26 protein-coding genes are annotated in these 25,977 nt (G+C 72.1%); 5 read left to right on the forward strand and 21 right to left on the reverse strand.

Annotation, left to right across the window (positions count from 1 at the left end; genetic code table 11):
- Positions 1–1,217 (reverse strand): Re/Si-specific NAD(P)(+) transhydrogenase subunit alpha (locus GB864_RS02330; protein WP_160422742.1); only part of this gene is annotated, 1,217 nt, incomplete at its 3' end.
- 368 nt (positions 1,218–1,585) lie between these two features.
- Between GB864_RS02330 and GB864_RS02335 the strand changes: the two genes are divergently transcribed.
- The gene (locus GB864_RS02335; RefSeq protein WP_160422743.1) at positions 1,586–1,957 is read left to right on the forward strand and encodes a hypothetical protein; all 372 of its coding nucleotides are present in this window, start codon (positions 1,586–1,588) and stop codon (positions 1,955–1,957) included.
- A 268-nt stretch (positions 1,958–2,225) separates the two neighbouring features.
- On the forward strand, positions 2,226–3,683 hold the full coding sequence (locus GB864_RS02340) for an AAA family ATPase (protein ID WP_236778831.1): 1,458 nt from the start codon (positions 2,226–2,228) through the stop codon (positions 3,681–3,683).
- A 26-nt stretch (positions 3,684–3,709) separates the two neighbouring features.
- On the opposite strand, the gene GB864_RS02345 is transcribed toward GB864_RS02340, so the two are convergent.
- The 8 genes from GB864_RS02345 to GB864_RS02380 all read right to left on the reverse strand — a co-directional run bounded on the left by GB864_RS02345 (position 3,710) and on the right by GB864_RS02380 (position 11,835).
- A complete protein-coding gene (locus tag GB864_RS02345) occupies positions 3,710–4,000 on the reverse strand; it encodes a transcriptional regulator (protein ID WP_236778832.1) in 291 nt (96 codons plus the stop codon).
- 24 nt (positions 4,001–4,024) lie between these two features.
- Positions 4,025–4,879: a hypothetical protein gene (locus GB864_RS02350; RefSeq protein WP_160422746.1), complete on the reverse strand. Its 855-nt coding sequence runs from the start codon at positions 4,877–4,879 to the stop codon at positions 4,025–4,027.
- A gap of 80 nt (positions 4,880–4,959) precedes the next feature.
- A complete protein-coding gene (locus GB864_RS02355) occupies positions 4,960–5,796 on the reverse strand; it encodes an alpha/beta fold hydrolase (protein WP_160422747.1) in 837 nt (278 codons plus the stop codon).
- Positions 5,797–5,835: 39 nt separating this feature from the next.
- Positions 5,836–6,546, reverse strand: a complete 711-nt coding sequence (locus GB864_RS02360) for an alpha/beta fold hydrolase (protein WP_160422748.1) — start codon at positions 6,544–6,546, stop codon at positions 5,836–5,838.
- A gap of 167 nt (positions 6,547–6,713) precedes the next feature.
- The gene (locus GB864_RS02365; protein WP_336603841.1) at positions 6,714–7,646 is read right to left on the reverse strand and encodes a carbohydrate ABC transporter permease; all 933 of its coding nucleotides are present in this window, start codon (positions 7,644–7,646) and stop codon (positions 6,714–6,716) included.
- A complete protein-coding gene (locus GB864_RS02370) occupies positions 7,643–8,635 on the reverse strand; it encodes a carbohydrate ABC transporter permease (RefSeq protein ID WP_202106934.1) in 993 nt (330 codons plus the stop codon). The genes GB864_RS02365 and GB864_RS02370 overlap by 4 nt, the downstream gene beginning before the upstream one ends.
- Positions 8,636–8,717: 82 nt before the next feature.
- Positions 8,718–10,079, reverse strand: coding sequence for an ABC transporter substrate-binding protein (locus GB864_RS02375; protein ID WP_160422749.1), 1,362 nt, complete (start codon positions 10,077–10,079; stop codon positions 8,718–8,720).
- A 79-nt stretch (positions 10,080–10,158) separates the two neighbouring features.
- Positions 10,159–11,835: a glycoside hydrolase family 13 protein gene (locus tag GB864_RS02380; protein ID WP_160422750.1), complete on the reverse strand. Its 1,677-nt coding sequence runs from the start codon at positions 11,833–11,835 to the stop codon at positions 10,159–10,161.
- 178 nt (positions 11,836–12,013) lie between these two features.
- On the opposite strand from GB864_RS02380, the gene GB864_RS02385 reads away from it, so the two are divergent.
- Positions 12,014–13,033, forward strand: coding sequence for a LacI family DNA-binding transcriptional regulator (locus GB864_RS02385; RefSeq protein ID WP_160422751.1), 1,020 nt, complete (start codon positions 12,014–12,016; stop codon positions 13,031–13,033).
- A 67-nt stretch (positions 13,034–13,100) separates the two neighbouring features.
- Here GB864_RS02385 and GB864_RS02390 read toward each other — a convergent pair whose 3' ends face one another.
- From GB864_RS02390 to GB864_RS02410, 5 genes are all read right to left on the reverse strand, one after another.
- Entirely contained in the window at positions 13,101–13,469 is a 369-nt protein-coding gene (locus GB864_RS02390; protein WP_160422752.1) for a hypothetical protein, read from the reverse strand.
- The gene (locus tag GB864_RS02395; protein WP_160422753.1) at positions 13,466–14,224 is read right to left on the reverse strand and encodes an alpha/beta fold hydrolase; all 759 of its coding nucleotides are present in this window, start codon (positions 14,222–14,224) and stop codon (positions 13,466–13,468) included. Before GB864_RS02395 ends, GB864_RS02390 begins: the two co-directional genes overlap by 4 nt.
- 232 nt (positions 14,225–14,456) lie before the next feature.
- Positions 14,457–15,404 carry an alpha/beta fold hydrolase gene (locus tag GB864_RS02400; RefSeq protein ID WP_160422754.1) on the reverse strand — a complete coding sequence of 316 codons (948 nt, stop codon included), beginning with the start codon at positions 15,402–15,404 and terminating at the stop codon, positions 14,457–14,459.
- 39 nt (positions 15,405–15,443) lie between these two features.
- A complete protein-coding gene (locus GB864_RS02405) occupies positions 15,444–16,310 on the reverse strand; it encodes an alpha/beta fold hydrolase (RefSeq protein WP_160422755.1) in 867 nt (288 codons plus the stop codon).
- A gap of 202 nt (positions 16,311–16,512) precedes the next feature.
- Positions 16,513–18,201, reverse strand: coding sequence for a carboxylesterase/lipase family protein (locus tag GB864_RS02410; RefSeq protein WP_160422756.1), 1,689 nt, complete (start codon positions 18,199–18,201; stop codon positions 16,513–16,515).
- A gap of 190 nt (positions 18,202–18,391) precedes the next feature.
- Here GB864_RS02410 and GB864_RS02415 point away from each other — a divergent pair, with 190 nt between their 5' ends.
- Complete coding sequence (locus tag GB864_RS02415; RefSeq protein ID WP_160422757.1) at positions 18,392–19,282, forward strand: SDR family NAD(P)-dependent oxidoreductase; 891 nt, start codon at positions 18,392–18,394, stop codon at positions 19,280–19,282.
- 84 nt (positions 19,283–19,366) lie between these two features.
- On the opposite strand, the gene GB864_RS02420 is transcribed toward GB864_RS02415, so the two are convergent.
- The 7 genes from GB864_RS02420 to GB864_RS02450 form a co-directional block, all read right to left on the reverse strand.
- Entirely contained in the window at positions 19,367–20,161 is a 795-nt protein-coding gene (locus GB864_RS02420; protein WP_160422758.1) for a transglutaminase-like domain-containing protein, read from the reverse strand.
- 64 nt (positions 20,162–20,225) lie between these two features.
- Positions 20,226–21,188 (reverse strand): Gfo/Idh/MocA family protein, encoded by a 963-nt coding sequence (locus GB864_RS02425; RefSeq protein WP_160422759.1) that lies wholly within the window; start codon positions 21,186–21,188, stop codon positions 20,226–20,228.
- Between the two features lie 5 nt (positions 21,189–21,193).
- The gene (locus GB864_RS02430; protein ID WP_160422760.1) at positions 21,194–21,889 is read right to left on the reverse strand and encodes an SDR family oxidoreductase; all 696 of its coding nucleotides are present in this window, start codon (positions 21,887–21,889) and stop codon (positions 21,194–21,196) included.
- A gap of 50 nt (positions 21,890–21,939) precedes the next feature.
- Entirely contained in the window at positions 21,940–23,670 is a 1,731-nt protein-coding gene (locus GB864_RS02435; protein ID WP_160422761.1) for an ABC1 kinase family protein, read from the reverse strand.
- A 48-nt stretch (positions 23,671–23,718) separates the two neighbouring features.
- The gene (locus GB864_RS02440; RefSeq protein WP_160422762.1) at positions 23,719–24,294 is read right to left on the reverse strand and encodes a PadR family transcriptional regulator; all 576 of its coding nucleotides are present in this window, start codon (positions 24,292–24,294) and stop codon (positions 23,719–23,721) included.
- A 284-nt stretch (positions 24,295–24,578) separates the two neighbouring features.
- Positions 24,579–24,794 (reverse strand): putative acetyltransferase, encoded by a 216-nt coding sequence (locus tag GB864_RS02445; protein WP_336603842.1) that lies wholly within the window; start codon positions 24,792–24,794, stop codon positions 24,579–24,581.
- An 87-nt stretch (positions 24,795–24,881) separates the two neighbouring features.
- The gene (locus tag GB864_RS02450; RefSeq protein WP_160422763.1) at positions 24,882–25,229 is read right to left on the reverse strand and encodes a hypothetical protein; all 348 of its coding nucleotides are present in this window, start codon (positions 25,227–25,229) and stop codon (positions 24,882–24,884) included.
- Between the two features lie 179 nt (positions 25,230–25,408).
- Between GB864_RS02450 and GB864_RS02455 the strand changes: the two genes are divergently transcribed.
- Entirely contained in the window at positions 25,409–25,960 is a 552-nt protein-coding gene (locus GB864_RS02455; protein ID WP_160422764.1) for a hypothetical protein, read from the forward strand.
- Positions 25,961–25,977: the final 17 nt, after the last annotated feature.

Genomic DNA, 25,977 nt, shown 5'->3' on the forward strand with positions numbered 1-25,977 from the left:
CCGTCGCCGGCCTCGGCGTTTCCTAGCCGGCTGGAGTTCGGGCGTGTGCTCCTCCGCCCCGCCGCGGCCGCGGGGGCCGCGGCGGGCACCGCGGAGACCTGCACGGGCGGCGGCGGCCAGGTGACCTCGCCGTCGCGCGCGACGGTGACGGCCCGCTGCACGACGTCGTCGAAGTCGAGGGCGACCTCGCCGTCCTTGCCGGGAGTGAGGAGCTTCAGCAGGTTGACGAGGTTGGTGCCGTAGAGCTGCGAAGCCTGGGCGGGCAGGCGGGCGGCGAGGTCGGTGTAGCCGAGGATGACGACGCCGTTCGGCGTCACGACGCGTTCGCCCGCGACCGTGCCCTCGACGTTGCCGCCCTGGATGGCGGCCATGTCGACGATGACGCTGCCGGGCCTCATGCTCGCGACGTCGGCCGCGGTGAGCAGCTTCGGCGCCGGGCGGCCGGGGATCAGCGCCGTCGTGATGACGATGTCGACGTCGGCGGCCTGCTCGGAGTAGATCTCCGCCGCGCGGCGGTCGTACGCCTCGCTCGTCGCCTTCGCGTAGCCGTCGGTCGAGGCTTCGACCTCGACCTCGACCTTGAGGTACGTGCCGCCGATCGACTTGACCTGGTCGGCGACCTCGGGGCGCGGGTCGGTCGCGCGCACGATGGCGCCGAGGCTCGAGGCCGCGCCGATCGCCGCGAGGCCCGCGACGCCGGCTCCGGCGACGAGCACCTTCGCGGGCGGCACCTTGCCGGCGGCCGTGACCTGCCCGGTGAAGAACCAGCCGAACTCGTTGGCGGCCTCGACGACCGCGCGGTAGCCGGCGATGTTCGACATCGAGCTCAGCACGTCCATCGACTGCGCCCGCGAGATGCGCGGCACGGCGTCCATCGCGAGTGCGGTGACGCCGCGCGCGGCGAGCGCCGCGACGAGTTCGGGCTTGAACGCCGGGCTCAAGAGGCCGATGAGGATGCTGCCGGGCTCGAGCAGGGCGATCTCGGTGTCGGTCGGCGGGTTCACCTTCAGCACCACGTCGCTGCCGAACGCCTCGACCGTGGAACCGATCGTCGCGCCCGCCGCGGCGTAGGCGTCGTCGGCGAAGGATGCCTGCGCACCCGCTCCCGTCTCCACCAGCACCTCGTAGCCGAGGCCGAGCAACTGCTTCACCGTGGTCGGTGTCGCCGCGACCCTCGCCTCGCCGGCGTATTCGGCCACCACGCCGATCCGCGCCATGTCGTTCTCCTTCTCGTCGTCGAGTGCAGCACTGCATGTCCGCGCTGCTCCAAGCATGCGCCCGCGAGGGCGCCGGGGAACAGGGCCGTGCCGGGGATGCCGCGCTCGGGTTCGCCGCAGGGGGCGGCGGTCGGACGAGGGTCAGCGTAGGGACCGGCCTTGCCTGCATGGGAGATGTTTCACGGGCATCCGCCTGGAAGATCGTGCGTTCTTTCGATCTGCGGCAATTCAGCGCGCGACGAGGGGCACGCTCCGCCCGGTCGCGACGACGCGGACCGCCCCCGAAACCCCCGCCCGCGGCCCGAATTCATCGAGGTTTCCTCGAACTGGGGCTTATCTTCGCGCCGCGACGCGCGTAGCGTCGAGCCATGGGGAAGCTGAGCGAGACGCTGGCGGAGGCGGCGCCCGGTTGGGGCGCGAAGGTCGCGTACGGCGAGAAGACCACGTTGAACGGCCAGGACTTCGTGCCCGTGGCCTGGGTCGCCTTCGGGTTCGGGGGCGGTGAAGGGTCCGGCGACACCCAGGAGGGCACGTCCGTCCCGGCCGGTCACGGCGAAGGCAGCGGCGGAGGCGGAGGCGGTTTCTCGGTGCCGCTCGGCGCGTACGTCGGCAGCCCGGAGGGCACGAAGTTCCTCGTGAACCCGATCCCGCTGCTCATCGTCGCGGCGCCCGTCGTCACGGCGATCGCGTTCGGGCTCGCGGCGATCGTCGGCGCCGGGCGCTTCCGCATCCAGCTCTGATCGGCGGCGCTCCGAACAGGATGCGGCGCGCGCCGCTCCGCAAGCGCGCGCCGCTTTGCAGACGCGCACCGCTCCGCAGGTGAACGACCCGTCACCGGGGCGCTGTCGCGCTCGGTACGGGCTTGCCCCGCCGCCGCCGTCGAGGCGCGTCCGTCATCGCCTGCGGTCCCCCTGAGCAGCATGCCCACCGACGTCGGTCCGATCGCTACGGTGTGGGCAGGTATCGGAGCGCGGAGGGAAGCAGATGGACGAGGACGACCGTGAATTCATGCGTGCCGTCGGGCAGTACCTGAAGCGGGTGAACGAGGTCGTCGAAGGCGAGATCGTGCCGAAACTGACCCCGCTCGGGGAAGTCATCGGTCAGCACCTCGGCATCGACGCGACGACGGTCTCCGTGGTGACCGAGCCGATCGCAGACCACCGGCTCGTCGACCTCGACCTCGCGCTCGATGCCCTCGACGCGGGTGCCGACGGCCGCCTGCTCGGGGTCGGCGGCGGCGAGCAGCGCCACCACATGGGCTTCGCGGAGTGGGTCAGCAACCCGCACGTCCGATACGCGCCGGGTCCGGTCGACTACGCCGAACGCGCGACGGGTCCGGATACCGGCCGGCGGGTGGTGTCCCTGGGCATCCGGTTGCTCTCCTTCAAGGGCAGACCGCTCGCGTTGGCGCAACGAGCGTCCGCGCCGCAGTACGGGCGATCCAGCGCGATGGTCGAGATCATGACCGAGGATCCGTCGACGGCGGCGGAGTTCCTCGAAGCGCTCAGATCTGCGATGGTCGCGCACAGCGTGCTGCGCGGCAAGGTGCTCTCCTTCGAGGCGACCGAGTACGGCCGTGACGCGGGCGCGACCTTCCTGCGTCGACCAGCCGTCGCCCGCGGCGACATCGTGCTGCCCGAGGGAGTGCTCGAGGAGACGGTCGAACACGTCGTCGAGATCGGCGCGTACCGCGAGGAACTCCGCGCTGCCGGCCAGCACCTCAAGCGCGGCGTGCTCCTCTACGGTCCGCCCGGCACCGGGAAGACGCTGACCGTGCGGCATCTGCTCAGCGCGACGCCCGACACCACTGCGATCGTGCTCACCGGCTCCAGCATCCGCTTCATCTCGGCTGCGGCGGAGATCGCGCGCACGTTCCAGCCGGCCATCGTCGTCCTCGAGGACATCGACCTCGTCGCCATGGAACGGCACGCCACACCGCAGCCGCTGCTGTTCGAAGTGCTCGACGCCCTCGACGGGCTGGACGGCGACGCGGACGTGGCGTTCGTCATGACGACCAACCGGGTCGATGTGCTGGAACGGGCGCTCGCGGAGCGGCCCGGGCGGGTCGATCTCGCCGTGGAGATCCCCCTTCCCTCGCTCGGCGAGCGGGAACGCTTGTTCCGTCTGTACGCCCGCGACCTGCCGTTCACGGATGCGGCGCTCGACGAGGCAGCCCGGAGGGCCGAAGACGTCACCGGCTCGTTCGCGAAGGAACTCATGCGTCGGAGCGTGCTTCGAGCCGGTCGTCGGAAGGAGGCACCGACCGACGCCGACCTCGGTGCGGAGCTCGAGCGGTTGCTCAGCGCACGGCAGCAGCTCACCCGGTCGATGCTGGGCGCGCCATCCTCCTCCGGCGAAGGGAGCTCCACCGGCGAAGGGGGCTCCACCGGCGAAGCGAGATCCTCCGGCGAAGCGCGCCACAGCGCAACCCACGCAGCGTCGTACTTCGGGTATTCACCCCTGTAGGGCGGGCCGCACCGGCAGGCGACCGTTCAGTCGACGGGTTCGCTTCGCCCCCGGGCGATCTCCTGCAGGGCCGCGAAGTGGCGTCGGAAGGCGTCGATGCCCCTCGACGTGGCGACGACCCACGTGCGAGGACGGTTGCCCGCATAGCCCTTGGTGACCTTCACGTAACGGAGGTTCTCGAGGTACGAGATCGCCTTGCTGAGCGCCGGGTCGTCGGTCTCGATGAGGTCGCGGAGCGTGCGGAAGTCCAGCTCGGCCCGTGTGTCGAGGGCCGCCATGAGGGAGAAGCGGACGGGCGTCTGGAACGCGTCGTCCAATCGGTGACGAGGATGCGGCATCGATCACCGACCGGTCCGGAGCGGGATGACGGAACTGAGCACGAGGAGCGCGAACGCGAGGGAAGCCGCGCCGAACGGGACCGCGATCGACGCCGTGTCGACGGTGCTCAGCACGGCGGCGAGCGCGAACAGGACGACCGTCGCCGCGCCGTAGAGCATCCAATGCGCCGGCCCCCAGAGGAAGCCGGTGCGGGGGAGCCCCCAGGGCATCCGCCACCCGACGATCGCCGCGATCAGCAGCGCGATCCACATCGCCATCCAGACGAGCGGGGCCCACGTCCAGGTGCTGACGGCGGAGCCGATGCCGAAGGCGGCGCCGATCGCGACGGTCGTCCAGCGCGTCACCGGCGGAAGCGGCTGCGTCGACCACCGGTCGTCCGCAGCGGACGGTTGCGGGTCGCGCAGTCGGCGCAGGGCGGGCGAGGCGGTGGCCGCGAACAGGACGAGCGGGATGAGGGCGTTCAGCCACCACGGATACGCGACCCCGGCGATGCTCAGCGCAGTGAGGACCATGAACGCGGCGAGGGGAGCGGCGCCGATGATCACCTGACCGACCCCGGGCCGGGTTCGCACACGGAACCGGTCGCGTGCGCCCTGCACGAGGCCGCAGAAGAGGAGGACCGGCAGGAGGAGCAGGTGCACGTACTGCGAGGGTCCGCCGCCGGACTCGTGCGGGTCGAAGCCGGTGAACATGACGAGGAGGATGCCGACGTAGACGCTCAGGAGGACGCTGCCCACGACCTGCAGCCACGCGGACCCGCGGGATTCGCGCTGCCGCGCCGCTCGTGACCGTATCTCGTTGTGCCGCCCCAGCAGTTCCGCGGCTTCCGCGACGGTGGGCTCACGCTCACTTTCCATGTGGCAAGTATGTGCGGAACGACAAGCGACCGCAACGCGGCGCACCTCGCGAAGTCGTCGAGGTGCGCCGCGAGAATGGGCTACTGCCGGATGAACGCGAGGATGTCGGGGTTGATGACGTCCGCGTGGGTCGTCAGCATCCCGTGGGGGTACCCCTCGTAGATCTTGAGGGTGGAGTTGCTCAACAGTTCCGCCTGCTTGAGCGACGCGTCCTGATAGGGCACGACCTGGTCGTCGTCGCCCTGGAGGACCAGGACGGGGACGGTGATCGCCTGCAGGTCGGCGGTCTGATCGGTCTCGGAGAACGCTTTGATCCCCTCGTAGTGGGCGAGCGCGCTGCCCATCATCCCCTGGCGCCACCAGTTCGCCACGACCGGCTCGGAGACCTCCACGCCCGGCCGGTTGAAGCCGTAGAACGGGCCGGCCGCGACCGCCTGGAAGAACTCGGCGCGGTTGGCGGCCAGCGCACTGCGGAAGCCGTCGAACACCGAGATGTCGGTCCCCTCGGGGTTGGCGTCGGTCTTGACCATCAACGGCGGCACGGCGGCGACGAGCACGGCCTTCGCCACACGCCCCTGCGGTTCGCCGAAGCGGGCGACGTAGCGGGCGACCTGGCCGCCGCCGGTGGAGTGGCCGATGTGGATCGCGTCGCGCAGGTCGAGGTGCTCGACCACGGCAGAGACGTCGCTCGCGTAGTGGTCCATGTCGTGACCGGTGCCGATCTGCGACGAGCGCCCGTGGCCGCGCCGGTCGCTGGCGACGACCCGGTACCCCTGGCCCAGGAAGTAGAGCATCTGCGCGTCCCAGTCGTCCGCCGACAGCGGCCAGCCGTGGTGGAACACGATCGGTTGGGCGTCGGTGGGGCCCCAGTCCTTGAAGAAGATCTCCGCGCCGTCATCCGTCGTCACGTATGTCATGTTCTTGCCTTCCGTTGTTCTGCGTGCGTCTGTCGTCGTTCAGCCGAGTTCGGCGATCGCGTCGGTGATGACTTTGGCGACCTCGGCGGGGTGGGTCTGCATGACGAGGTGGGGTGCGTCGAGTTCGACGACCGTGCGCAGGCCGGCGCGCTGGTAGCCGAACCGCTCCACGTCGGGGTTGATGGTGTGGTCGGCGACGGAGACGATGCCCCAAGCAGGCTTCGTCTTCCATGCGGCGACGGATGCGGTCTCGCCGAACGCGATCGCCGACAGCGGGCGCTGCGAGACGGCGAGCACCTCGGCGGTCTTGGGGTCGACGCCCGCGGCGAACACCGCAGGGAAGGCATCGATCTGCACGGAGACGTCGGTGCCGTCGGTGCCGTCCGGAAGCGTGTACGGCGTGTATACGAGGTTCGCGGCGAGGTCCGAGTCGGGGAAGCCGCCCTGCAACTGCCCGAGGCTCTCGCCTTCGTCGAGGGCATAGCCGGAGACGTAGACCAGACCGACCACGTTCTCGGCGACGCCGGCGACGGTGATGACGGCACCGCCGTACGAGTGGCCGGCGAGGATGACGGGGCGGTCCAACTGCTCCACGAACCGACGGAGGTACTCCGCATCGCCCGACAGCGACCGGTTGAACACCGGAGGGACGAGCACGTCGTAGCCCTCGTCGAGGAGGACTCGGGTCACGGGGCCCCAGCTCGCAGCGTCGGCGAACGCGCCGTGGACGAGGACGATGGTGGGCTTCATGCGGGACGCTCCTTGCGGTTCGAGCCGTCTCTCGCGGCTCTCCGAAGATCCGGATCGGATCGGAAACAACCTTCCTCCGGAGCGACGTCGAGCAGAAGATCGAACCGGGACGCGCATCCGACACTTTCGGACCGCCCCCGGATCTCGCATCCGGCGTCCCGGCGCCCTCAGCCCTTGACCGCGCCGCCCAGCCCGGCGCCGTTCAGGAACAGGCGCTGGAAGACGAGGAACAGCACCACCGGGATGACCGTCGAGATCGCGAGCGCCGCGAGGAACACGTCGAGTTCGATGAACTGCTGCAACTGCGGCAGGCGCACCGACAGGGGCTGCACGGCCGGGTCCTTCAGCACGAGCATCGGCCAGAGGAAGTCCTTCCAGGCTCCGATGATCGCGAACACCGACACGACGCCGATCACGGGCCGCGACATCGGCACGACGATCGACCAGAACAGGCGGTACGGGCCGGCGCCGTCCATACGGGCGGCCTCGAAGACCTCGCGCGGCAGCCCGTCGAAGAAGCGCATGACGAGCAGCACGTTGAACGCGTTCGCACCCGCCGGCAACCACACCGCCCAGAACGAGTTGATGAGCGACTGGCCGACGAGCGGCGGGTCGACGATCGTCAGGTAGAGCGGCACGAGCAGCACGATCGACGGCACGAAGAGCGTCGCGAGCACGAGGCCCACGATCGCCTTGCCGTACTTCGGCCGCAGCACCGAGAGCGCGTAGCCCGCCGTCGTCGCGACGAGCACCTGCACCGCCCACACGCCGAGGGCGAGCAGCACCGTGTTGGCGAAGTAGCGGTCGATCTCGACGCGGGTCCAGGCCGTCACGAGGTTCTCGAGGTCGATGCCGTTCGGCCAGAGCGCGAGGGGTTGCCGCAGCGTGTCCTGCGTCGGGGTGACCGCCGACTTCGCGAGCCAGAGGATCGGCCCGAGCCCGACGACGATGAGGGAGACGAGCAGCACGGTGTGCGAGGCCCGGGTCGTGATGCGCACGCCGCGTCGGCGGCGGTCGGCTACCGAGAGGATGCCGCGGTCGGGGGCATCCGCCGCGGGCTTGGGCCGGCGAACGCGCCGGCGCAGCAGTTCGACGCTCACGAGTCGCTCCAGCTTCGGGTGATTCGGAAGTACACCGCCGAGAAGACCGCGAGCACGACCGCGAGCATGAGGCTGAGCGCCGTCGCCGCCCCGTAGTCGCCGCCGAGGGAGTTCTGGAAGGCGTACTTGTAGATGAGCAGCAGGATCGTCGTCGTCGAGTTCGCCGGTCCGCCCGCGGTGAAGAGGAAGGGCTCGAGGAACACCTGCGCCGTGCCGATGATCTGCAGGATGAAGGTGATGAGCAGCACGCCGCGCAACTGCGGCATCGTGACGTGCCAGACCTTGCGCCAGACGCCCGCGCCGTCGACCTCCGCGGCGTCGTAGAGCTCCGGCGGCACGGCGATGAGGGCCGCGAGGTAGATGATGACGGTGCCGCCCGCGGCGGACCACGTCGCGAAGAGCACGAGCGAGGGCATCGCCGTCGCCTGGTCCTGCAACCACGGCTGCGGCGGGATGCCGACCCAGCCGATGATCGTGTTGAAGACGCCCGTCGGGGAGGCGTCGTAGAAGAACTTCCAGAGCAGCGCGGCGACGACCGGCGGCACGACGACCGGCAGGTAGGCGAGCGCGCTGAAGAGGCCCTTGCCGCGGCGCACCTCGCTCATGAGCACGGCGACCACGAGCGGCACGGGGTAGCCGAGCACGATCGCGAGCGCCGCGAACCACAGGGTGTTCAGCACGGCGGTGCCGAGCAGCGGGTCGGCGAGCACCCGTTCGAAGTTGTCCCAGCCGACCCACGTCGGCACGGTGACGAGGTTCGTCTGCTGGAACGCCATGACCGCCGAGTCGAGGATCGGCCGCCACGAGAACAGGCCGAAGCAGAGCAGCAACGGCAGCAGGAAGACGAGGGTGTGCGGTCCGTCGCCGCGGAACCAGGCGCGGGGTCCGCGGCGTCGGGTCATCCGATCGCCGGATGCCCGTGCGCCGGCCGGGCGGGCCGTCTCGGCCGGCGGCGACGACGTCCTGGTCGTCGGTGGGGTGTCGATCATGTCCGTGCCAGTCTGCTCGTTCTCGGAACGCGGGGTGTTCGGAGCCCCGCCTCCTCGCGGGAGGCGGGGCACCGGCGCGGGATCAGCGCGCGTAGAGCGCTTCGGCCTGGGCCTGGACGCCGGCCAGGAGCGCCGGGATGTCGGCGTTCTGATCGGTGAGCACGGCCTGCACGACGCTGTCGAGGAGGGCGTAGACCTCCTGGGTCGCGACGCGCGGCTCGGCGACGAGCGGCTGGTCGAAGATCGCGTCGGTGTACGGCGCCATCTGGTCGACGGGCACGTTCACGTACGGGGAGATCCAGCCCTGGTACTCGGCGTACTGGTCGGCACCGAAGACGGGCAGCTCGGGAGCGCCGACCGGCTGGTCGAGCGAGGCGGCGAGCTTCGCGGTCGCGACGGCCTCGTCCTCGTCGGCGATCTTGGCCATGTAGTAGTAGTCGATCCACTTCACGGCCGCGGCCTGCTCGGCCTCGCTCGCCTTGGGGCTCACCGCGGCGAGCGTGCCGCCGCCGAGGAGGCCGGGGTCGTCGCCCGTGAGGGGCAGCGTCGTCAGGCCGTAGTCGTCGGGGTTCAGCGCGTTCTGGGTGATGAGGTTGCCGTAGTTGCCGCCGCCCGAGACGTACATGCCGATGCGGCCGGCCGCGAAGTCCTGGTTGATGGTCGACCAGTCGTAGAGGAAGTTCGAGCCCATCGAGTCGTCGTCCCAGCGCATCGCGTGGAGGTACTCGAGCACCTCGGCCACCTCGGCGGAGTCGACCTCGGGGGCGCTCGCGTCGTCGGACTCGGTACGGCCGCCGAAGGCGTCGACGAGGGTCGTGAGGATCCAGCCGCCCGTGTTGGAGGAGGTCATCGTCGCGTACCCGGCCTCGCCGGTGGCCTCGCTGATTGCATCGGCGGCCTCGCGCACCTCCTCCCACGTGGTCGGCGGGTTGTCGGGGTCGAGCCCCGCCGCCTCGAAGAGCGTGCGGTTGTAGTGCAGGCCCTGGCCGTACGCGGCGATCGGGATGGCCCACTGCGAGCCGTCCGCGGCCTGGCCGGCCTGGGCGACGTTCGGGTTGAACTCGTCGGCGTAGGGCAGCTCGGCGACGAGCGCGCTGATGTCGGCGAGCTGCCCGCCCGCGATGAGGCCGCGGCCGTCGGTGAAGGGGATCGTGAAGACGTCGGGCAGGGTGCCGCCCGCGAGGTCGGCGGCGAACGTCGTGCCGGTCCAGGTGTACTCCTGGGCCTCGATCGTGATGCCCTCGTTGGCCTGCTCGAAGGCCTCGACGCGGGCGTCGAAGTTCTCGCGCGCCTCCGGCTCGAGGCCGGCGTCGATCGCGACCGTGACGGTGGCGGTGCCGTCCGACGCGTCGTCGGCGCCCGTGGCGGAGCAGCCCGCGAGGAGCGCTCCCGCGGAGACGAGGGCGACGCCGGCGGCGGCGGCCCGGGTGATCTTGAACGTCATTGTCCGAGTTCCTTTCGAATGCTGTGCAGCGTTGGAGTGGTGGTGCGGTGCGGAGGTGCGGTGGAGCGGGGCGCCGGGCTCAGACGTCGAGCCAGACGGCGGCATCGGCGGGCAGCGCCGAGCCGTCGAGCGGGATGCTGGCGAGCAGCACCTCGCGGAAGGGCGGCAGCGGCAGCGCCGTCGCCCCGAAGTTGACGATGCAGACCGTGTGCTCGCCGCGACGGAACGCGAGCACGTCGTCGCCGAGGTCGAGCCACTCGAGCTCGGCGCCGCGGAGGTCGTGCCGTTCGCGACGCAGCGCGATGGCCGCCCGGTAGAGGGCGAGCATCGAGTCGGGATCGGCGGACTGCGCCTCGACCGTGAGCGCGGCCCAGTCGCCCGGCTGAGGCAGCCAGGTCCGGGCGCCGTCGGCGGTGCCGAAGCCGTAGGGCGCCGCCGTGCCCGACCAGGGCAGCGGCACGCGGCAGCCGTCGCGCCCGGGGTCGACGCCCTCGGAGCGGAAGTGCATCGGGTCCTGCAGCACGTCGACGGGCAGGTCGACCTCGGGCAGTCCGAGCTCGTCGCCCTGGTAGACGTAGAGCGCACCGGGCATCGCCGCGGTGAGCAGGGCGGCCGCGCGGGCGCGGCGGGTGCCGAGCTCCACGTCGGTCGGCGTGCCGAAGCGCTTGCGGTCGAACGCGAAGCCGGAGTCGGCGCGGCCGTAACGGCTGACGGGCCGGGTGACGTCGTGGTTGGAGAGCACCCAGGTCGCGGGTGCCCCCACGGGCTCGTGCTCGCGCAGCGTGCGCTCGGCGGATTCGCGGAGCTCGCGCGCATCCCATTGCCGCGTCATGAAGTCGAAGTTGAAGGCGCTGTGCATCTCGTCCGGACGGAGGTAGTCGGCGAAGCGCTTCGCATCCTCGAGCCAGACCTCGCCGACGAGCACGCGCGGTTCGTCGTAGGAGTCGGCGATCGCGCGCCAGGCGCGGTAGACGTCGTGGAGCTCGTCGCGGTCCTGGTGGGGGTGCGCGCCCGGGGCGATGACGCCCGTCGGGAGTTGCGGGAGCGAGGCATCCTTCACGAGGAAGGAGGCCGAGTCGATGCGGATGCCCGCGACGCCGCGGTCGAACCAGAAGCGCAGGATGTCCTCGTGCTCGCGGCGCACGTCGGGGTGGTCCCAGTTGAGGTCGGGCTGGGCGGCCGCGAAGAGGTGCAGGTACCACTGCCCGGGGGTGCCGTCGGGATCCTCGGTGCGGGTCCAGGTGCCGCCGGCGAAGCTCGACACCCAGTCGGTCGGCGGCAGTTCGCCGTTCGCGCCGCGGCCGTCGCGGAACCAGAAGCGCTCGCGCTCGGGGGAGCCGGGGCGGGCGGCGAGGGCGGCCTGGAACCACGGGTGCGCGTCGCTGACGTGGTTGGGGACGACGTCGACGATCGTGCGGATGCCGTGCTCGCGCGCCTCGGCGATGAGCGCCTCGGCCTCGGCGAGCGAACCGAAGACCGGGTCGATCGCGCGGTAGTCGGCGACGTCGTAGCCCCCGTCGGCGAGGGGGGAGACGTACCAGGGGGTGAACCAGACGGCGTCGACGCCGAGCTCCGCGAGGTAGGGCAGCTTGGCCCGCACCCCGGCGAGGTCGCCGGTGCCGTCGCCGTCGCCGTCGGCGAAGCTGCGGGGGTAGATCTGGTAGATCACGGCGTCGCGCCACCAGTCGTCGGCCGGGGCGGCCGGGGCGGCCGGGGCGTCGGGGCGCCCCGCGGTCTGCAGATCCTCGTCGATCATCCGTTCGGGCCTCCTTCGCCCCGGGTTGGTTTAGCGATACACCAACCGCGCCGAAGATATGCGAGGTCCAATGCCGTTGTCAAGCAGCACTGCCAGGGGATTTATCGGTACACTCGCCGAAGCGCCGGAACGGCCCGAATCGCGCGATCCCGGGCTCGCCGTGCCAGGAGGGGAGCCCATGACCGTCACGCTGCGGGACATCGCCGACGAAGCCGGCGTGAGCGTCATGACCGTCTCCAACGTCATGAACGGCAAGTCGGCGCGGGTCTCGGCGAAGACCATCGAGCGCGTGCGCGGCATCGCCGACCGGCTCGGCTACGTGCCGAACATCGCCGCCCGCAGCCTCGCCGCGACCCGCTCCCACGTCATCGCCGCGCTCGTGCCCGTCGGCCCCGACGACGACCTGCTCGTGAGCCCCCACACCGTCGCCGTCATCGGCGGCATCGAACGGCACCTGCGCAAGCACGGCTACCACGTGCTGCTGCGCGGCATCGAGCACGAGGACGAGATCGCCCAGGCCGTGCGCGGCTGGTCGCTCGACGGCGCGATCCTCGTCGAGTTCGACGACGCGAAGATCGACCGGATCCGCATCGACGAGGTGCCGCTCGTCGCCATCGACTCCTACTCCGCCAACCCGCGCACCGTCGGCGTGCGCACCGACGACCACCGCGGCGGCTGGCTCGCCGGGGCGCGGCTCGCCGAGGCCGGGCATCGCCGCCTGCTCTTCGCCGGCCCCGCGCGACGGGCGAGCGGCGTCGTCGCGCAGCGCTGGGACGGCTTCCGGTCGGCGTGCGTCGCCGCCGGCATCCCGGCCGAGCACCTCGTCGTCGAGGAGGCCCTCACGACGTTCCAGGACGGGCGCGAGCTCGGACAGCGCCTCCGAGACGACCACCCCGACGTCACGGCGGTCTTCGCGACCGCCGACATCCTCGCCGTCGGGCTCATGGCGGGCATCGCCGACGCGGGCGGTTCCGTGCCCGGCGACCTCTCCGTGATCGGCTTCGACGACCTGGACGTCTCGGGTTACACGACCCCGGCTCTCACGACCATCGCGCAGGACATGCCGGCCAAGGTCGCCGAGGCGAGTCGCATCATCCTCGACGAGATCGAGCGCGGCGAGGGCCCCCGCGTGCCCGTCACCCTCGGGGTGCGGCTCGTCGAACGCGGCTCGGTCGCGCCGCCCGCTTCCCGCCGCTGACCACCGTCGGCGGGGACGCGAACGGCGGGTGCGCACCCCCGTCGCACCCGCCGTTTCCGTCCGCGTCTCAGTCGCGCGGGTCGTGCCACTGCCCGTACCCCCACATGAACGGGTACATCGGGCCGAGCGGCGCCCCCGCCGCGAGGGCGAGCGAGGCACTGCCCGGCAGCAGCATCCCCGTCGCCAGGCGCTCGAGCGCGGCGAGGAGCCGGTCGCCGAACGACCGCGTCTCCAACCGTCCGACCGGCCCGGGCGCGAACGCGCGGGCGACCATCAGATCGAACTGCGCCGTCGTGAGGTGCTCGATCGCCTCGATCTCGGTGATCGAGATCGACCCGGCGTTCTCGGCGCCCTGCGCCTCCCGCTCGACCTCGGCCACCGCACGGCGATCCCGGAGCGGAGCGCGCGGCACGTGCGCGGTACGCGTCCCGTTCATATCGCCCTCACCCCCGGAACCGCCGGTCGAGCCGTCGTCGAGACCTCCGCGACCGCCTGCGCGATGGCCGCGGCGACGGCGGCCGGCTGCGAGACCCCGAGCGCATGCGAGGCACCGGAGAGCTCCCAAGTGCCCCGAGACGAGGCCCGCTCCGCGCCGGCGCGGTGCACCGCCACGGGGATGTTGCGATCGGCATCGCCGAAGACGAACCACGACGGCGCACGGCGCCATGCCGGTTCCTCGGCCTGCAGGCCCGCCGTGAGCGCGGCCTCCGTGACCGGGCGCTGCGTGAGCGCCATCGAGCGGGCGGTCGCCGCCGGGACGTCCGCCGCGAACTGGCCGTGGAACGCCTCGAGCCGGATCGCGAACTCGTTCCCGCCGGAGGCGACGGGGTACGACACGAGGGCGTCGCCCAACGTGCTGCCCGGCTCGCTGTTCGAGAGTTCGAGGGCGCTCTGACCGTGCTCCGGCACGAAGGCGGCGACGTAGACGAGCCCGACGACGCGATCGTCGCCGGCGCCCGCCTCCGAGATGACCATCCCGCCGTACGAGTGGCCGACGAGCACGACCTTCCTGCTGGAGGCCGCCACCACGTCGCGCACGTACGCGGCGTCGCCCGCGAGGCTGCGGAGCGGATTGGCGACGGCGACCGCGTCGATGCCGAGCCCGTCGAGATGCTCGAGCACGCCGTTCCAGGATGCCGATTCGGCGAAGGCGCCGTGCACGAGCACGACGAGCGGTTGCGCGGCGCTCATGAGCGGACTCCCGCTGCTTCGGCGTCGCCGGCGTCCGCCGACGTCGTGATGAACGTGCTCCGTGGCCGCGTCGGATCGAGGAGGCGCGGCGAGCGCCCGGTAGCGCCGAGTCCCGAGCCGGTGGCGGGCACGGTGCGCAACCGGGTGATCGTCCAGCCGAGGAGGACCGAAGCGGGATCTCCCAGCCGGAACGCCGCACGGTGGGCCGTGGCGGCGAGCGGCGCCGGGGCGTTCATCGCCCCATCCCGTCGACGTCGATGATCGCCTGCGCGAAGGCGCCCGGCGCCTCCTGCGGCAGATTGTGCCCGACCCCGCCGGCGATGAGCCGGTGCTCGTAGCGGCCCGAGAACTTCGCCGCGTACGCGGAGGCATCCGGATGCGGTGCACCGTTCGCGTCGCCCTCGAGCGTGATCGCCGGGACGGAGACAACGGGACCCGCCGCCAGGCGCGCCTCGACCTCGTCGAAGCGCGGGTCGCCGTCGGCGAGACCGAGCCGCCAGCGGTAGTTGTGGATGACGACCGCGACGTGGTCGGGGTTGTCGAACGCCGCCGTGCTCGCCTCGAACGTCGCATCGTCGAAGGCCCACCGGGGCGACGCGAGACGCCAGATGAGCTTGGCGAAGTCGTTGCGATACCGGTCGTAGCCGACCCGGCCCCGCTCGGTCGCGAAATAGAACTGGTACCACCACTGGTACTCGGCGGCGGGCGGCAGCGGTGCGGCGCCGGCCGCCTGGCTGCCGATGAGGTAGCCGCTGACGGAGACCAGCCCGATGGTCCGTTCAGGATGCAGCACCGCGACGATGTCGGCGGTGCGCGCGCCCCAGTCGAAGCCCGCGACGATCGCACGGTCGACTCCGATGGCGTCGAGGAAGGCGACCGCGTCGGCGGCGACCACGGCCTGCTGGCCGTTGCGCAGCGCGTCCTCCTCGCGGAAGACGGTGCCGCCGTGGCCGCGGAGGTACGGGACGAGCACCCGGTAGCCCGCGTCGACGAGCCGGGGAACGACCTCGCCGAAGCTGCGGATGTCGTAGGGCCAGCCGTGCAGCAGCAGCACGGCCGTGCCGTCGGCCGGACCGGCGTCGACGTAGGCGACGTTCAGTTCGCCGGCGTCGACGTGAAGGAGGTCGGCGAACGGATCGCCGGTGCGGCCCGCGGCGGGGCCCGTGATGATCTGGGACATGTCGTTCCTGCTTTCTTCGTGTCGAGATGCGATGGAGCGTCAGAGTGCGGCGAGCGCGCGGCGGAGGGTCGCGAGCCAGGCGTCGGCCGTGGCGGGGTCGGTGTGCGAGCCGTGGTGGCCGGGGAAGGTCACGAACGGCCGGCCGAGGATTTCGGCGATCCGCAGCGACGTACGGCCGAACGGCAGGTCGAGGCTCTGTTCGCCGGCACCGAGCACGACCGGCACGCCCTGGTCGCCGATCGCGGCGAGGTCGGGCGCGTAGCTCGTGAGCGGCAGCATCTGGTACTTCACGTAGAAGTCGGCGAAATCGAAGCCCGGCAGACCCGCGGCGTTCGGCCGGATGGCGTCGACCTCGGCCTGCGTGAACGGCTTGCCGGCGTTGAAGGGCAGCTGCGTCAGCAGCAGGAAGTCGAGCATCGCCGGCTTCGGTCCCTCGACCCACGCGGTGCGGTAGATCTCCGCGATGCGCGCCTCGAAGTCGTGGGCGTCGCCCAGCACCCGGATCACGGGCGGCTCGTGCGCGACGAGTCCCGCGACGACCTCGGGGTGGTTTTTCGCGAGCTCGAGTCCGACCTCGGCGCCCGCGCTGTTGCCGAACACGAGCGCGCGGTCGATCCCGGCGTCCTGCAGCACGGCGACGACGTCGCGCGCCTGCTGGCCGATCTCGTATCGGCGGGGCTCGCGTCCCGTGCTGCGGCCGAAGCCGCGCGGGTCGTAGGTGATGACGGTGCGGTCCGCGGCGAGCGGGTCCGCGATGAGCGCGTACGCGCTCGCATCGCCGGGCGTGCCGGGCAGCAGGATGATCGGCTCCCCGGTGCCGCGGACGTCGTAGACGATGGCGTCGCCCTCGACGGCGACTCGGCCGGTGCGCACTGCGGGTCCGGCGGCGGTGTCCTGGATGGTCATGAGGTGATTCCTTCGTTCTCGTCAGCTGTGACCGGACGGCCGGCTGACCCGTGACCCGTCCGCGGTTGCGGCGGGGTGATTCGACGATCTCGCCGACGCGCGTTCCGATGCGCCGGTGCAATCCCCGGGGACCGGCCCCGGGAGGGGCGGCCCGGGGCCCCGGGGACGCCCCGGGACCACGGGCCGCGACGCGGCCGCCGGCTCAGCGGGAGCCGAGCAGGGCGACTCCGGCCCAGAAGCCGCAGCGGTGGTCCTGGGCGAAGCCGGTCTCGACCGCAGGGGTCGGATCGTCGAGCGAGAGCACCCGGCGATGGAGGAGGTCGAACTTCGGCCAGGGCGTCGCGTCGGTCGACGGCGATCCGGAGGCCGCGAAGGCGACCCAGGCCGTCTGCATCGCGTTCGCGAGCTGCTCCTGCGACGGCGAGAGCGAGCCCGGGATGGGCGCGTTCGGCTGGTCGAACAGGTAGGCGAGCTCCGACTGGTGCGTCGCGGCGAGCGGCGGGCCCAGCACGTCGGGGATGTACAGCTGCGGCGCTTCGGCGTCGTTGAACTCGTAGGCGAACGTCGGCACCCATGTCGCGGCGGCGGCGTTGAGGGCGATCGCCGGGCACGAGAAGTTCGCGTCCGAGTTGAGCGTCGTGAACGCGTGGGCGGGCGATGCGAAAGAACGCAGCGGGTAGGTCGCCGCGATGAGCTTCGCCGTGCGCTGGCTCACGCCGAAGTTGGAGGCGATCGTGTCGACGTAGTTCCCGGCGTCGATGGTGGCCGGCAGGCCGGCTGTGGCGCCCTTCGTGACGCTCGCGTGCAGCGCCACGAACAGGCGCTCCTCCTGGGTGTTCACCCCGTTGAGGATGGGGACGCGGGCGAAGCGGCCTGTGGCGATCGCCGTGCCGATCGATCGGGGCAGCACGGCGCCGTCGACCACTCCCGGCGTGATCGAGACGGGCTGTTCGGCCACGAGCACGTCGACCGGGACCCCGCGCAGGCATTCGGCCGTCTGATCGGCGCAGCCCACCGCCGTCGCGGACGCGATGCCCTCGGCCTCGGCCTGGGCGAGCGACTTCTGCTCGGGCGCGAAGGCGCCGCTTTCGATGATGGCCCGATGGAAGAGCCCCGTCGCGCCGGGCGAAGCGAGCTGCATCGCGACCGAGAGTCCGCCCGCCGACTGGCCCGCGATGGTCACGTTGCCGGGATCCCCGCCGAACGCGGCGATGTTGCGCTGCACCCACTGGAGCGCCGCCTGCTGGTCCATCAGCCCGAAGTTGCCGGTCGGTGCGCCGGGCGAGGCGGCCAGCGCCGGGTGCGCGAGGAAGCCCAGCAAACCCAGGCGGTAGTTGATCGTGACGACGATCGCGCCCTTGCCGGCCAGGTCGGACGCCTCGTAGTCGGCCCCCTCGCCGAGTTCGAAGCCGCCGCCGTGGATCCAGACGATCACGGGAAGCCGGCCGGCGGAGGCCGCCGCCGGCACCGTGAGGTTCAGGTACAGGCAGTCCTCGCTCGAGCCGTTCGGGCTGGGCGGCGCCTGCGGGCAGACCGGCGAGTAGGCGCTCGCATCACGGATGCCGGACCAGGCGGCGACCGGCTGCGGCGGCGCCCAGCGGAGGTCGCCGACGGGGGCGGCCGCGTACGGGACTCCGCGGAACTCGACCCCCGTCGACGTCGCGACGCCCTGCAGGCGGCCGGAGTCGATGTCGACCGCGGTCGGCGGCGGACCGGCGTGGGCCGGTGCGGTCCGCACCTCCTGGGCGTGCGCCGGCACGGCGAACTCCGACAGGCAGGCGACCAGGACGATGAGCGCGGCGATGATGCCGGCGGCCTTGAGCGCGAGGTGCGCGAGGCGGGAGAAGCGCGGACGCGTCTCCGGGGCGAATGAATCGGCTTGGGTATCCATTCCCCCAACGTCCCGGGAACCGCTCGCTCCCTGCGCCGGTGCACCCGACTGGCCGGGCCCCCGGCAACCCCCGGGGCACTGGCCAGGGTGCGACCCGGGCGCGCCTTCCGCTCCCGGCGAGGAGCATCGTCCACGAGATCGACTCCGACGCGGCGCTGCAGTGCCGCGACATCGAAGGGAAGGCACCGACATGTCCGAACAGTCCACCTCGCAGCCCCGGATCTGGCTCGTCACCGGCAGCTCACGCGGCTTCGGCCGTGCCATCGTCGACGCCGTGCTCGAGCGCGGCGACGTCGTCGTCGCGACCGCTCGCTCGACGAGCGAGCTCGCCCCGCTCGTGACGCGGTTCGGCCCGGATCGCCTCCTGCTCGCCGAACTCGACGTCACGGACGCCGAGGCGGCGGACCGGACCGTCGCCCGGGCGCTCGACCGGTTCGGCCGGCTCGACGTCGTGGTCAACAACGCCGGGTACGCCGACACGGCGGCCATCGAGGAGATGCCGGCCGACGTGTTCCGCCGGCAGATCGAGACGAACTTCTACGGCGTGGTCAACGTCACCCGAGCCGCCCTGCCGATCATGCGGGCGCAGCGCTCCGGGCTGTTCCTGCAGTTCTCCTCCGTCGGCGGCCGCATCGGGGGCACGCCGGGCCTCGGCGCGTACCAGGCCGCGAAGTTCGCCGTCGAGGGGTTCTCCGAGGTGCTGGCGGCCGAGGCCGCGCCGTTCGGCGTGCGTGTCGTCATCGTCGAACCGGGCGGGTTCCGCACCGACTGGCAGGGCGGTTCGATGCGCATCTTCGACGCCGGCGCCGACTACGCCTCGACCGTTGGGGCCCTCAACGATTACCGCCGGGCCAACGACGGCACCCAGCCCGGCGATCCGGCGCGCGCGGCGGCAGTGCTCGCCGGTCTCGTCGACCGCGCCGAGCTGCCGCTGCGACTGCCGCTCGGCTCCGATGCGGTCGACCGTGCGATCGCGGGCGATCGCGCCCGCGCCGACGAAGCGGCCGCCTGGGCGGACGTCAGCCGGAGCACGGACTTCGCCGCGGCTCCCCGGAGCACGGACGGAGGATCCGCGTCGTGAAGCCGGTCCGTGGCGAACCGTCGCCCCACGGTCGCACGGGTACCCGCAGTCCGATCCGGTGACGGTGGCGCCCGGTTCGCGGACTCACCCGATCGAGACGAGCTCCGTCACGTCGTCGTCGGGCAGCCCGTCGGCGATCGCGTTCACCTCGACCGAGACGAGGTCGGCACGCCCCGAGACCACGTTGAGGAACGCCGTGTCGGCGGCGTCCCGGCCCGTCGCGATGCGCACGAGCGAACTGCGGGGGGCGAGCGTCGTGGCGTCGACCACCCGCCAGGCGCCGTCGACCCAGGCCTCGGCGACGGCGTGGAAATCCATGGGATCGAGGCCCGGCGCGTACACGGCGACGAGGCGGGCGGGCACGCCCGAGGCGCGCAGGAGCGCGACGCAGAGGTGCGCGAAGTCGCGGCAGACGCCGGCCCGGGCGAGCAGGGTGCGCTCGGCGCCGTCGGTCGGCTGCGAGGAACCGGACACGTAGGCCAGGCGGGTGCCGACCCAGGACGACACCGCCGCGAGCAGCTCGGCCGACCCCGCGAGACCGCGGAACTCGGCCGCCGCGGTCGGCGCGAGCGCGTCGGATTCGGCGTACCGGCTCGGCCGCAGATACTGCAGCAATTCGACTTCCGGGCCGTCGGCGGCGCGCCCGCCACCGACCGCAGCCGAGTATGCCGCTTCGAGCCGGCCGGCCCCGACCGCGACGCGGTGCAGGCGGCCGCCGTGGACGTCATCCACCTCGTGCATCTCGACGGCCTCGCCATCGAGCGTGATCTCCAGAAGCTCGCGATCCGGATCGTAGGCACGGGAGACGGCGATCGCGAACACGAGGTCCGCGGGCTCGGTGACGTCGAGGACGATTCGGGAGCCCACCTGTCGCTGCATCCGTCAAGGATGCCCCGGGCGAACGCGAAAGCACAGGCTTCCCGCCGGGTCGGAGGGCGAACTCTCAGTGCACCCCGCGGAGCGCGTCGACGACGCGGAGGGTCGCGAGCGTGCGCGCGTGATCGGCCGCGGCATCCGCGTCGCCCCGCACGAGGTCGACGAACCGCCAGGTCTCGTACCCGAGGTTGTTCGTCTCGCCGTCAACCTCGACCGTGCGCGTCGACCCGTCGTGGAGTTGGAGCGTCAACCGGCGGGGCAGGTCGATGCGGTCGACGAGCAGCGTGCCCGTTTCGCCCTGGATCTCGTTCGGACGCTCGGACGCCGTGATCTTCGAGTAGGCGACCGTGCCGACGAAGCCGTCGTAGCCGAGCACGGCCGATCCGGCGCCATCGGCACCGCTCGCGACCTGGATGCCCGAACCGGACACGGCCGACGGCTCGCCGAAGAGCTCGATCATCGCCGCGATCGGGTATACCCCGAGGTCGAGCAGCGCGCCGCCCGCGAGCTCGGGGTCGAAGATGTTGACACGCTCGCCCGCGAGCACGAGGTCGTAGCGCGCGGAGCGCTGGCACACGGCGAACGACGCGAGCCGGAGGGTGCCGAGTTCCGGCAGCAGGCCGCGGATCGCGGCCATCCCGGGATCGTGCACGTTGCGCATCGCCTCGAGCACGACGACGCCGTGCGCGGCGGCCTCGGCGACGAGGAACTCCCACTCGACGACGGTCGGCACGGCGGGCTTCTCGACGAGCACGTGCGTGCCGGCGCGCACGGCAGCGAGCGCCGTCTCGAGGTGGAGGCCGTTCGGGGTCGCGAGGTAGACCGCGTCGATCTCGTCGGAGCCGAGCAGCCCGTCGAGGTCGGCGCTCCAGCGCGGCACGCCGTTCGCCGCGGCGAAGGCCTCGGCCCGTGCCCGGTCGCGCGAGTACGCCGTGGTGACGGCGAGCCCGTCGACGCCGTGCGCCGCGGCGATCCAGCGCTCGGTGATGCTGCTCGTGCCGATCGTGGCGAGGCGGAGGGGGTTCGTCATGTCCGTCACCGGGGTCCGGGCTTGATCGAGAGGTCGGTGATGACCGCGTCGCGCGGCAGATCGAGCGCGGTGAGGATGCCGGTGACGACGGATTCCGCGTCGATCCAGGCATCCGGTTCGTAGTCGCGCCCCTCCTGCTCGTGCACGCGCGCCTGCATCGGGGTCGCCGTGCGGCCCGGGTAGACGGTCGTGACTCGCACGCCGTGGCGGGCCTCCTCGCCGCGCAGCGCGTCGGCGAGCGCCTTGAGCCCGTGCTTCGAGGCGCCGTAGGCGGCCCAGTCGGGGTGCGCGGCGACGCCGGCGCCCGAGTTGACGAAGAGCACCTGGCCGCGCGCGGCCCGCACGGCGGGCAGGAGGTGCCGGGTGAGCTCGGCGGGGGAGATCAGGTTGACGTTGAGCTGCGAGGTCCAGGCCGCCAGGGGCAGGGCGGCGACTGGACCGAGGTCGACGACGCCGGCGGCGTGCACGATCGCGTCGACGGTCGCGGGCAGCTCGGCGGCCGCCAGCGCGGCTTCGATCGTCTCCGGCCGGGCGAGGTCGGCGACGAGGGTCGTCGCGCCGGGGAACTCCTGGGCGGCGTCCGCGGCCCGGCCGGCGTCGCGGGCGACGAGCACGAGCCGGTCGCCGCGATCGGCCAGCCGCCGAGCGAGCGCCCGCCCGATCCCCGAGCCGGCACCGGTGAGCACGATGGTCTGCGTCATCCGTTCATCGTCTCACCCCGGTACGGAACTCCCGGCTGCCGACGACCGGTTCACCAGCCCGGCGGTCGACGGACGAGTCCGGCGAAGAGCGCATGCAGCAGCGGCAGCGCCGACACCCACAGCAGCACCGTGCCGAACACGGCGTCGGACGCGTGCAGCACCGCCCCGCCGACGAAGAGCCCGACGAACAGGAGTGCCGAGATCACGCGGGCGAGCATCCGTTCGACCCGGCGCAGGTGCCGGTCGGCGCCGGGCGTCTGCACCGGGACGCGGCCCCGCTCGAGGTCGGCGAGGAGCCCGTCGATGCGGCGGGGGAGCCGTGCCGCGATGCCGAGCGTCGCGAGGGCCTCCCGGCCGAACGCGCGCACCGCGCCGCCCTGCTCGTCGCGCAGCAGCGAGTCGGCGTAGGGCTCGACGGCGTTCCAGATGTTGAACTCCGGGTCGAGCGAGCTGCACACGCCCGAGGTCACCGAGATCGCCCGGATGATGAGGAGGAACTTCTCCGGCAGCTGGAACGGCAGGGTGCGCATGACCTCGCCGAACTCGTCGGCGAAGTCGACGAACTCGCGCTGGTCGACGCGCTGCAGTTCGGCGAAGCCCATGCCGCCGAAGCGCGCGAACAGCTCCGTCATCGCGCGTTCGAGCTCGGCGGTGTCGGCCGAGGGCAGCAGCAGACCGATGTCCTGGATGCCCGCGACGAGCCCCTTGCCGTCGCGCGCCGCGATGGCGATGACGAGACGGCGCAATCCCGCGCGGAGATCCTCGGGGACCTCGCCCATCATGCCGAAGTCGACGAAGGTGATCTTCCAGGCCGGCGTACCCTCGACCGGCTCGGAGGGGGACGCCGGCCCGGACGCGGCGACGGCTGTCGGCACCGGGGTCACGAAGATGTTGCCGGGGTGCGGGTCGGCGTGGAAGAAGCCGTGGTCGAAGAGCTGGTCGAACATGATGCGCGCGAGCTCGGTCGCGACGGCGGGCGGCGCGATGCCCGCCGATTCGAGGGCCGTGCGGTCGTCGATCTTGATCGCCGTGACGTCCGAGAGCGTCAGCACGCGCTGGGTCGTGCGCTCCCACGCGACCTCCGGCGCCGATACCCGGGCATCCTCGGCGAAGTCCTCCGCGAAGCGCACGGCGTTGCCCGCCTCGTGCAGGTAGTCGATCTCGAGCAGGCTCGTGTGGGCGAACTCCTCGACGAGCGCCGGCGCATCCGTGTGCTCGCGGACGATGCGCACCCGCTGCAACCAGCCGGCGATGCGCCGGAGCGCCGCGAGGTCGACCTCGACGATCTCCTCGATGCCGGGTCGCTGCACCTTCACGACGATCTCGGCGAACCCGGCATCCTCGGCCACCTCCGGCGCGAGCCGGGCGCGGTGCACCTGCCCGAGCGAGGCGGCCGCGAGCGGCGCCGGCTCGAAGGCGGCGTACGCGCGCTCGAGCGGCATCCCGAGCTCGGCCTCGGCGAGGCGGCGGATCGCGGCGAAGTCGGCCGCGGGCACCTCGTCCTGGAGGCCTGCGAGCTCGTCGGTGATCTCCGGCGGCAGCACGTCGAGCCGTGAGGAGAGGAACTGACCGACCTTGATCATGAGGCCGCCGAGCTCGACGGCCAGGCCGTGGAACTTGCGGGCGATGCCCACGAACCGCTTCGTGCGGTTCCGCGCCGAGAGCCGCTCCAGGCCGAAGCGCGGCAGCACGAGCTCGAACCACCACTCCTGCACGAGGTAGCGCACCGCGAAGCGCATGATCCGCCGGTAGCGGGCGCGCGGGTTCGCGGCGTCGGTCATCGGCTCCCCCTGCCGGACTCCGCCTCGCCGCCGGCCGACGGCATCCGGTCAGTCCTGGGCGAGGATCGAATAGAGCTTACGCCGGGCCTCGTCGAGCACGGCGACCGCCTGCTCGGCCTGTTCCGGGGTGCCGCCCCGCGCGACCTGGGCGACCGCCTGCGCGAGTTTCATGCCCGCCTTCGGCAGCTCGCCGGAGCGACGGGCATCCGCCATGGCCGGGCTCGCCCAGGGAGCGGAGTCCGCCGCGGCATCCGCGGCCTCGCGCCCTGAGTCGGTGAGCGAGTAGACCTTCTTGCCGTTCGCCTCCTCGGCCGTCACGAGCCCCTCGTCGGCGAGGAGCTGCAGCGTCGGATAGACGGAGCCGGGGCTCGGCTTCCAGAGCCCGCCGGTGCGCTCCTCGATCGCGTGGATGAGCTGGTACCCGTGCATCGGCTCCACCGCGAGCAGCGCCAGGATCGCCGTGCGCACGTCGCCGCGGCCCATGCGCGGCCCGACCTTCTGCTCGAACGTGTCGCGGAGCCCCTGCAGCGCATCCCAGAGATTCGCCCCGCCCAAGCCGCCGTCGCCGCCGAAGCCGCGCGGCCCACCGAATGCCCCGCCGGTGTCGTTCCCTTGCGTGTTCATTGCAACCTCCTCGATGGTCGAGTAGCGACGAAGGAGCGTATCGAGACCCGCCCCACCGCCGGTCGAGTAGCGACGAAGGAGCGTATCGAGACCCGCCCCCACCGCCGGTCGAGTAGCGACGCAGGAGCGTATCGAGACCCTGGAAGTCGATCCGCCGGGTCTCGATACGCTGCGCTACTCGACCGACGGGTCGGGTGACCTGCTTCCCGCCCCTCCGCCGATACCGGACGATACATCGCTACCGGCGCGGCGGAACCCCTCAGGACCGATCGTCTCCGCCGCGCTCAGCCGCGTGGTCGCGGCGCCGGAGCGGGCGGAACCTCCTTGGCGGCGATCACCGCGCCGCGGGGGATCGTCTCGAGACCGCGCTTGCCGTCGACCACGAGTTCGCGCTCGTCGATCGTGACCAACGGGCCGAGCGCGTCGGTCGCCTGGCCGGTGGGCAGGATGTACCGCACGACGACCCGCATGCCGGGCTCGAGTCGCTGCAGTGCAGTCACCGACCGACTCCCTTCTCTTCCAATCGTCCGTCGTGCGCAGTACGCGTTCCCGCTCGGCGAGCCCGATCGGTTCCGGACGATGCATCGCTACCGGCGCCGCGCACCCGGCCGGGACCGTTCGTCTACGCCGCCGAACCACGACGCGAGTACGAACGCCATCGCGACCGCCCCGACGCCGACGGCGACCCGCTCGCGCCGGGTACGCGCTCCGCCGCGGAGCATCCACAGGCCGCCGACGGCGTTGACGGCGCTCCAGGCGACGTTCGCTGCGGGACTCGACGGCGAGACTCCCGGTTCCTCGGAGAACGGGCTCGGGAACGGGCGGCCCTGCACCCCGGCGACTCCGTGGGGCACCGCGTTCACGAGCAGGACGGCGCCGAGGGCGCGGCGGATCGGGCGAGGAGAGGGAACCGGGCTCGGAGTGGCATCCGTCATGCCGTGGAGTCAACACCCGCGCACGGCCGGGTGTCGAGCGCCGGGTCTTCCGAGGTGATCGCGGGTCAGCGGCCGGCGGGCGGTCGGGCCGGACTCTCGGCGTCCGAGGTGCTCGCTAGGTTCGCTCTGTCCCGCAACGATCACGGGCGCCCCGCGCCGAGACAGGAGACCGCCGACCGATGCCCGAGAAGCTCTTCCCGGAACGCCAGCGCTGCAAGGCCTGCGCGAAGAAGCTCGGCGGCCCGGGCGCGCCGGTCTACCTCGGCCTGCACTGCTCGCCGCGGTGCGCCGGGCTCGCCGAACCGCATGCCGACGCGGCCGCGGCGCCGCGCGAGTGCAAGACCGACCGCGGCGGTCGCTGGGAGTTCAAGCGGCGCTACCGCAGCGAGAGCGAGATCCCCGGCAACCTCCGCGACGACCCGACGACGAACTGGTACTGGTGCACCCACTGCGGGCACCTGCACATCGGGCACAGCCGCATCGACCTCGCGCGGGAGACGCACCGGGTGCTCGGCGACCGCGCCGCACTGGCGGATCTGCTCGTCAAGACCCGCGGCCGGGCCACCCACAAGCAGGTCGCCGAGGTCGCGAAGATCCGGCCGATCCGGCTGAAGGAACTGGAGGACCCGACGGGCGAGAAGTTCGACGTGAACGCCCTGTTCGCCGTGCTCGCGGTCTACCGCATCAAGCTCGCGGCGGTGCTCCGGCAGGAGGGCGCCGGTCGGGCCTGATCCGCGCGGTGCCGGAC

This window comes from Agromyces seonyuensis, assembly GCF_009789225.1.
Taxonomy (GTDB): domain Bacteria; phylum Actinomycetota; class Actinomycetes; order Actinomycetales; family Microbacteriaceae; genus Agromyces; species Agromyces seonyuensis.